The sequence below is a fragment of the Streptomyces purpureus genome, from assembly GCF_014648195.1.
In the GTDB taxonomy this organism is placed as follows: Bacteria; Actinomycetota; Actinomycetes; order Streptomycetales; family Streptomycetaceae; genus Streptomyces; species Streptomyces purpureus.
Window position 1 is genome coordinate 17741 of sequence record NZ_BMQQ01000051.1, and the last position, 6715, is coordinate 24455.

Below are 6715 nucleotides of genomic sequence, written 5' to 3' on the forward strand. Positions count from 1 at the left end.
TTTCCATGTCTTTCATGGACCTTCGTCGGGTGTCGTGAACGTACGGAAGAACACCGGAATCCAGGCCCCGACCGGAAGACTTCCGGAACGCCAGTGAGGCGTTGGCCTGCTGGAACATCCGCCCACGACTTCCTAGGAACATGACGAAGCCCCACCCCTTGGCGGGGGTGGGGCAGAAGCGACCGTTTGGGTACTGACTCAAGATCGTTTGAGTCGAAGCCTTGACGAGTGCCAGCCCGAAGAACCCCCCTGCCCGAAGAAGTGCTGCACCGGCGCAGGGTTCTCGGCCAGCGGATCACGGACTACCGCCGAGCCGCCGGCCTCTCTCAAGACCAGCTCGCCGACGCCATCGGGATGGAGCGACGCAGCATCCAACGCTACGAACGCGCCGAACGCGACCCCCGATTCAGCGACCTCGTCCGCATCGCCGACGCAATCGGTGTCCCCCTCGCCGACCTCGTGCGGTGAGCCCCGGCCAGCGTCGAAACCTGGCCGGGGCTGGACCCGCTCTGGCACCCTTACGCGCGCGATGCGCGAGTGGCCCACCCGGATCGGCAGAGCGTCCGAGTGTCGTCCAGGGCCGAGGCGGGTGCCAGAGCGGGGTATGAGTGCCCCGGTCGGCACGGGGGACATGGGCCGGCCGAGGCGGCTGCAACCCGGCCGCTGGTGATCGGCGCCACCAGCGGCCAGGAGATCAGGAACCTTCGGGCTTGATCCCAAGGCGATGGGACCGGGTCTGCTGCAAATAGACCAGCTGCGCGAGTACGGGATTGCTCGTGTCCGTCCAAGCGGGCGGTACCTGCCGCCCGGTCGGCGTCGGCTTCGGCCTCGACTCGGGGGAGGACTTGGGCTGTGCGGTCATCAGGGCCCCTTCTGGGTGGTGATGCCGAGGCCGATCGCGGCGAGGCATGCGAGGACGACGAGGCAGTACACGAACTGCCGCTGCCGATCGGTCACCGCGGCCGCCGCTCGGAGGCGGGCGCGAGGGGCGGCAGGCCGGGGCGGCCGACGAACGCGGCTTCGCGTCGCTGGGCACGGTACGCGCGGATCTCGGCGAGCATGTCCCGCGCCGTCTGGGCGAGATGATGCGAGTGAGACCACGCACCGAGCGGGCCGGGCGCGGGGCCGTCTTCTGTGAGGCTGGCCCATGTCTCCAGGGCTGCCACGCCGCGCACGGTTCGGCGCTGCTCCGGGATGCTCTGGACGCCGACGGCAAGGGTTTGGCAGTACATGTGGAGCCTGTCGTTGAGGCGCGTGACCTCGGCGTCGCCGGGGTGGCTGCGCATGTTGAGCGCACGCCGAATATCGTCCTCGGCCGCCTGCTCCACATGCTCTTCTATAGCGTCGACGAACTCGGCAAGGACCGGCCCGAGGGACACCTCGGCATACTCGGTCGGCCGGTCGTGCCTCTCCTGCATGGGTCGCTCCCTACCGTCGTCGTGGCCTGCGGTACGAACGACGGTAGGGGCAGTTCAAGGAGCCAGAGGGTAGGAATCCACCCCCCTGTCAGGTGTCAGGCGGCCAGCAGACCCACCTTCACGGCGAGTTCGGATGCCCGGCGTCGGCGGCCGCTGGCGCGCGCCTGGATCTCCTCCAGGATCAAGGCCTTGGCGTAGCCGTTGTAGCGGATCGTCTCCGGCGCCGCCTCATGGGCCATCGCCAACGTGGCGATGGCGACGTCCGGCTGCCCATCGAGCTGATAGCCGCGAGCCTCCTCAATCCTGTGCCGAGCCCGGCGAGGCCGGGACGGAATCGTGGTGGCGTCAGCACGGGCGGCCTGACGCACAGACTCCGGGCCAGCATGCAGTTCGACCGCCACGGTCACGGCATGGGCACCCATGATGGCCCGCGAGAAGCTGGTGACGGGGTGGAAGTAGTCCACGGGCAGCTTCCTGGCCATCTTGCGAGCCTGGCTCCAGTGCCGCCATGCGGTGCCCTTCTGCCCGCGGCGCGCCGCGGTGTAGCCAGCCTCGAACTCCAGGGCGCCGGCGATCGCGAGGACATGGTCGTCGGCGTCAGGGAGCAGAGGGGCGAGGTGCTCGATGGCCTGCATGGTGACGGCATCGGCGGCGTCGTAGTGGCCGGGGCCGGAGTCACGGTGGGCCTGCGCCATAAGCCAGGCGGAGACCCCGATAGCGTGCGGGTCGGTGGACTGGGCGGCGGCAACCATACTTCGCTCGGCGACCCGCCACAGCAGGGCTGGGTCCGGCTGGTAGGCGATGAAGAACTGACTCAGCGAGTACACCTCGGCGAGGACCGACTGGGCGGCCCGCCAGTCGTCGGGCGCCTCGGCGGACTGCACGGCGAGGTGAGCGTCACGGATCAGGTCCGGAAGCAAGCCGCCTACGAGCTCACGGTGGTTCGGCGCCTCATGTCGCGACTTCCACGCGACCGCGAGCCGCGCCGCCAGGTGCTCAGGGCGTGGCGGAGCGGCAGTGGGTGAGCCGAGCGGCAGCGCGTCGACTGCGGCACGGACGGCGGCAAGGCGGGGGTGGCCAGGGCCCTGGAATAGCGGGGCGGGCATGTCGCGTCGTCCTGTGAGGTCGGAGAGGTCCCGCACCCGCAGTGCTTCGGCGATCCGCAGGACCATGTCGAGGCCAGGTGCCTGGATGCGGCCGTTTTCGACTTGTTTCACCCACTCGGCCGACATTCCGACGAGCCCACCGAGGACGGTGCGACTCATGCCGCGGCGCTCGCGGAGGACCTGCATCCTCTGCCCGAAAGCCAGCGGGTTGGCGTATGGATCCGGGGTAGCATCATGTGACACGGCCTTGCCCCTCTCTGAACAGCTCGACACTGTCAGAGTATGGGGCGAGGCCCGTTCTGTGTGATCCAGAACGCAAGAAACAGCCCCCTCCCGCCCGAAGGCGAGAGGGGGCGTTCGTCACGAGCGCCCAGCGGAGCTCCCACGGGAGGCATAGGCGCACACGCCGGACTCCTCATCGACGCCAGACGTTTACCTTCTCCGTCGACAACAGCGGCGCCCCTTCCGGGCCCTTCACGTACGAGGGGATCCACGTTTTGCGACGCAGCGCACGGTCCGGCCCGTGGGGCTGATCTCTCCAGTGCCCGGACACGACCCAGCGATGAAGGTAGCGGCGCCCCGCGATGTCGGTGCCCTCGTCCTCCTGCCCCGAGAGGACGTACTGACGGCGCAGCCCCACGCTCGTGACTTCCGGTACCGGCCGGCCTGCCCGGGCGTAGCTGCGCGCGGTCGTCTTGTCGGGACGGTGCCGGGCGCGTTCGACCAGCAGCCTCTGTTGCATGAGCAGCCACGATGCGGCCAGTGCGGCGACGATCGGTTGCGGCAGGTCCTTGTCGATGAGCGGCACAGGTTCGACTGTCACGGGCAGTGCGAAGCCGTACACCGGCATCAGCGGGGGGATTTTCTCCTCCACCAGCGTGAACGGCTGCTTCAGTTGCTCAACTTCTTGAACCATCCGGCGCCGTGAGACCAGCAGCCACAACATGCACTTGCCGCGGGCGGGGCCCCACACGATCGCCTCGACGGGGATCGCCACTCCGTGACTGTCGATGGTCCCCAAGCCTCCGTCAAAGAGCATCAGCCCGCAGGGGGAAGGCCGGTCGGCTGTGGCCCATCTTGCGGCGGCCAGCTGGGCGCCGGAAGACATGGCGAGCGCGGTCATGTCCGGTGTCGCCCAGTACAGATCGGCAGCGTTGAGACAGGCGACGAGGTTGTCCAAGCCGACATGCAGGTCGCTGTTGGTGGCGGACCGGATTGCCGACTCCGGGTCCTGGAGGAACGTCCTGGTCTGGTCCCGCAGCTTCGGCAGCTGCGTCGGGCGCAGCGTCACGAAGCTTTCCTCCTGCCGCCGCCGACGCCTTTGCCCGGCCGCGCCGCGACAGCCGCCTGGACCGCGGCCGCGTCGTAGAGGGCATGGGGGCGTGGCGACGAGTCCGTCGGCCGGTGCGTCACGGCTTTCACGCCGAGACGGGACAGAGCTCGGCGCGCGGACGCGTTTGCATTCGGGCCTTCGTAGCCGAGGTGCTCAGCCACCTGGGCGATCAGCCACAGCTCGGTATTGTCTGACATGGGTACGAGCTCCTTCCGTGCCGGAGCGGCCCGCACCCGATGATCCGGGGGCGGGCTGCTCACTGCCGTCATTGGGTCAGATGCGCTCGACGGTGACGATGTAGCCGGTTTCCACACCGTCCCACTCGCCGACCGTGCGCCACCCCGCGTCCTGAAGTAGGTCCTTCGCCTCACGCAGCGCCTGCTCGTCGTCGTCGTCCTCGGCCGGCACGCTGGTGATCGCTTCGAAGGCGGCCTCTCCGCCCGCGCTGGCCCAGGCCGAGTCGCCGTCGTCCGGGTCGCCGATCAGTACGTCTTCGAGGACGGTGAGGTCTACGTTGGGCTGGTCAAGGGCGGAGGGGGTGTTGGTGAGCCAGGCGGTGAAGTGGGTGGTGGTCATCGGAGGCTCCTTCTCTTGCGGCCTTCGGGCTGCTCCCTCGGCCTGACACCCCTAACTATGCCTCACGTGAGGCATAGTTGGCAAGAGGGAGCACGCAGCTGTTCCGGGTGTATTCGCCGACGATGGCGTCGATCACGCGCTTCCGGGACATCCCTGACGACGTCGCCGACGCGGTCGCTGACCCCGGACGCAACGAAGCCGCCCCCTCCCGCGCCGCAGCGCGAGAGGGGGCGTTCGTCACGAGATACGCATAAGCCGGACCCACGACCCGGCCCTGAGGGTCGTGGCCGTGCCTGTAGCGACCGTCTGCGCCCAGCGGAGCCTGAGTGTCCCAGCCGTCCCGCTCATGCGCAGCACACCGGCCGGGCGGACCGCCGACCCGGCGGCCACGATGCCCACGCCGCTGCTCGTCGCGAGGTCCAACCGGCTCTGCTTGAGGGAGCCGATGTTGCCGGTGTTCCCCGCAGAGATGCCGGTCTCCGTCCACGACAGAGACGCCCCCGCCGGAGCCGACCACCCGAGTGTGATGTCGGCCGCCGGGTCCGCCTCCACATCGAGGTACGCATCGAGGGCGTACACGGCGTTCGCGGCGACCGGCAGAGCGAGATGGTCGTCGTCCTGAAGCGTGGTGGAGTTGGTGACCTGCTCGTCCGCGTCCTTGGCGGCGAGGAGGATGTCGGTGGACCGCAGCGCGACCGTGTCCCCCGCGCCCTGCCCGCCGAGCGGCGGCTGCGGCCCGGCCGGGCCGGTGGCTCCGGTCGGACCCGTCGGGCCTGCCGGCCCCTCGACGGGGGTGTAGCCAACGGCGCCCGGATCCGCTGCGACGATGTCCGCAATGTCGATCGGGGTGCCCGGCCCGAGCGGCAGGGCGAAATGCCTCGTCCGGTACGGCAGCCCAGTGAGGCGCTCCTCGATCCGCCACAGACGGCCCGTCGCAGGCTCCACCCCCGCCGCGTCCGTGGTGACGAGCGCCTGGGAGAACGCGCCGGCCGCGAGGGTGAGGGTGGTGCCTCCCGCGAGGATCGTGTTATCGGCGCTGTCGGTCCACACCGCCGGGACTGGTGTGAGGACGATGCTGCCTGTGGCGGCGGCCCCGGTGGCTGGGTTGAGGTAGGTCCCGGTGACGGTGCGGGTCGCGGGCAGCGGCATCGGGGCCTCCTACCGGGCGAGCTGGTACAGGGTGGCGCCGAGCGCGCCGAGGCTGACCAGCGCGGCGAGCGACGGCAGCGGCCACCGGCTCTTCTCCAGGGCATCGAGCCGGGCCTCATGGTCGGCGAGCTGCTTGTCCGTCTGGTCACCGCGCTGGACGAGCAGCGCGAGCTGGCCGTCGACTCGCGCGAATCCAGCGTCCACAGTGCCCCGCAGCCGCTCCAGCTCGATCAGCAGCTGTCCGGACTCGGTCGGCGTCATCCGCGGCTCGGCTCGTCGGTGCGGAGCCAGCCCGGGAGTATCCGCTGCACCCCAGGCAGCGCCATCACCCGGGTCAGCGCGCCGGCGGCGGCGAGCGCCCCAGCAACCCACGGAAGGGTGGCCGGGATACCGGAGGCGTCGACGGCGGCCGGCAGGACGACCGCGATGGCGACCGCGGTCTGAAGGATCGTGCGGGCCGTGCGCTTGGCGGCATCAGGCATGGCGGTTCTCCTTGGTCAGACGGTCCAGTACGGACCGGACAGGGTGCGATGGGTGACGGTCAGGCTCTCGCCGTGCTGCGTGACGGCCAGGGCCTGGAAGCGGAGGTAGCGGCCCTCGGGAATCGGGGCAGCACTGACGAATTGGTGTGGCCCGGGGCCGACGTGGCGGATCGGGAGGTACGCGGACGGGGCGGTGCCGTCAGCGTTCGCCAAGTAGAAGCGGCCGAGGATTTCGGCGTCCGGCGGAGTGTCCGCGGCGAGCTGAAGGTGCACGACCGTGACGTGTTCTCGCGGGCCCTTGTGAATCACGGCGTCAGCGAAGGGCAGATCTACCCAGCTGGTGACGGACAGCTGGGTGTCATCGGCGCGGGACTCGGACAGCATTAGGGGCACAGGCTCCTCCTCAGTGGCGGGCGGCGGCGTGGAGGCCGGGGTGGTCTGCGGGCGGGGGGCTCCGGCCTGGACCCAGGCGTACAGCGGGCCGCCGGGGCAGTTGGTGGGGTATCCGTCCTTGTGGCCGCCGAGCCACGGTCCGGCCGCACCTTCGCGGCGGCAGTGGTCGATGGCGTCGCGTAGTCCGTGCAGCTGGGCGTCGGTGGGCTCGGTCAGACCCGAGGAGCCGACGAGGGCGCAGACCGCGTAATCCTGTTC

Annotated in this window: 9 protein-coding genes and 1 pseudogene; 1 reads left to right on the forward strand and 9 read right to left on the reverse strand. The window is 69.9% G+C overall.

Going from position 1 to position 6715, the window contains the following annotated elements:
• Positions 1–228 precede the first annotated feature (228 nt).
• Positions 229–468, forward strand: a complete 240-nt coding sequence (locus IEZ01_RS33440; RefSeq protein ID WP_189205503.1) for a helix-turn-helix domain-containing protein — start codon at positions 229–231, stop codon at positions 466–468.
• Between the two features lie 485 nt (positions 469–953).
• Here IEZ01_RS33440 and IEZ01_RS33445 read toward each other — a convergent pair whose 3' ends face one another.
• The 9 genes and pseudogenes from IEZ01_RS33445 to IEZ01_RS35485 form a co-directional block, all read right to left on the reverse strand.
• A complete protein-coding gene (locus tag IEZ01_RS33445) occupies positions 954–1418 on the reverse strand; it encodes a DUF6415 family natural product biosynthesis protein (RefSeq protein WP_189205505.1) in 465 nt (154 codons plus the stop codon).
• Positions 1419–1513: 95 nt separating this feature from the next.
• The gene (locus tag IEZ01_RS33450; RefSeq protein ID WP_229833338.1) at positions 1514–2767 is read right to left on the reverse strand and encodes a helix-turn-helix domain-containing protein; all 1254 of its coding nucleotides are present in this window, start codon (positions 2765–2767) and stop codon (positions 1514–1516) included.
• 172 nt (positions 2768–2939) lie between these two features.
• Positions 2940–3815: a hypothetical protein gene (locus IEZ01_RS33455; protein WP_229833339.1), complete on the reverse strand. Its 876-nt coding sequence runs from the start codon at positions 3813–3815 to the stop codon at positions 2940–2942.
• Positions 3812–4054, reverse strand: a complete 243-nt coding sequence (locus IEZ01_RS33460; RefSeq protein ID WP_189205509.1) for a hypothetical protein — start codon at positions 4052–4054, stop codon at positions 3812–3814. Before IEZ01_RS33460 ends, IEZ01_RS33455 begins: the two co-directional genes overlap by 4 nt.
• Positions 4055–4130: 76 nt before the next feature.
• Positions 4131–4433, reverse strand: coding sequence for a hypothetical protein (locus tag IEZ01_RS33465; protein WP_189205511.1), 303 nt, complete (start codon positions 4431–4433; stop codon positions 4131–4133).
• A 237-nt stretch (positions 4434–4670) separates the two neighbouring features.
• Positions 4671–5582, reverse strand: coding sequence for a hypothetical protein (locus IEZ01_RS33470; protein ID WP_189205513.1), 912 nt, complete (start codon positions 5580–5582; stop codon positions 4671–4673).
• Between the two features lie 9 nt (positions 5583–5591).
• Entirely contained in the window at positions 5592–5843 is a 252-nt protein-coding gene (locus IEZ01_RS33475) for a hypothetical protein (RefSeq protein WP_189205515.1), read from the reverse strand.
• Entirely contained in the window at positions 5840–6064 is a 225-nt protein-coding gene (locus IEZ01_RS33480; protein WP_189205517.1) for a hypothetical protein, read from the reverse strand. Before IEZ01_RS33480 ends, IEZ01_RS33475 begins: the two co-directional genes overlap by 4 nt.
• Before the next feature lie 15 nt (positions 6065–6079).
• A pseudogene (locus tag IEZ01_RS35485) lies at positions 6080–6715 on the reverse strand (hypothetical protein); the annotation flags it as partial.